This window comes from Xanthobacter autotrophicus, assembly GCF_030015065.1.
Classification (GTDB): Bacteria; Pseudomonadota; Alphaproteobacteria; order Rhizobiales; family Xanthobacteraceae; genus Xanthobacter; species Xanthobacter autotrophicus_D.
Map to the genome: position 1 here is coordinate 1 of NZ_JAIVFN010000325.1, position 540 is coordinate 540.

Genomic DNA, 540 nt, shown 5'->3' on the forward strand with positions numbered 1-540 from the left:
CCACGGCCGGCCATGGAGGCATTCACCTCTCGGCAACGCGCAACCGCATGGTCCATCCCATGCTTCGCGCCGAGGGCGGCTGGTACGAGGAAGATGAAGCCTGGGCGATCGTCGCCATCACCTTCCCCCATCTGTTCACCGCCTTCGAGCGGCGCTGCGCCGAGCGGACGATCAAGGACAGCTGGCCGGAGGCCTGGGAGAGGATCTTCGGGACCATCCTCGCCCCCGGAGAATCGCGCGAGAAGGATCGCCGGGCGTTCGAGCAGCAGCACGCCGACGATTGGATCGTGATCTCGGCGATCACCTCGAACCGCGAGAAAGGCATGGTCGAAGTCGTCGCCACGATGGGCGGCCGACGTGGCCCCGGCACCGAGGAGCGCCGCTTCCTCATCCCGTCATCACAGTACCGAAGCGGCCCGTTCGGCTTCGTCATCGATAAGAATCGCCATCGGATTTATTCCGGCCCGTCGAGCTTCCTCGGCTGGACGCGATAGGAGGCAGCGATGCCCTGGAAAATCATCGCTTCCGCCTTCGGCTGGA

The 540-nt window shown here is 65.0% G+C and carries 1 protein-coding gene; it reads left to right on the plus strand.

Going from position 1 to position 540, the window contains the following annotated elements:
* Positions 1-494, plus strand: a 494-nt coding sequence (locus K9U40_RS23355) for a DUF7007 domain-containing protein (protein ID WP_432715939.1), incomplete at its 5' end; no start/stop codon positions are given.
* Positions 495-540 lie beyond the last annotated feature (46 nt).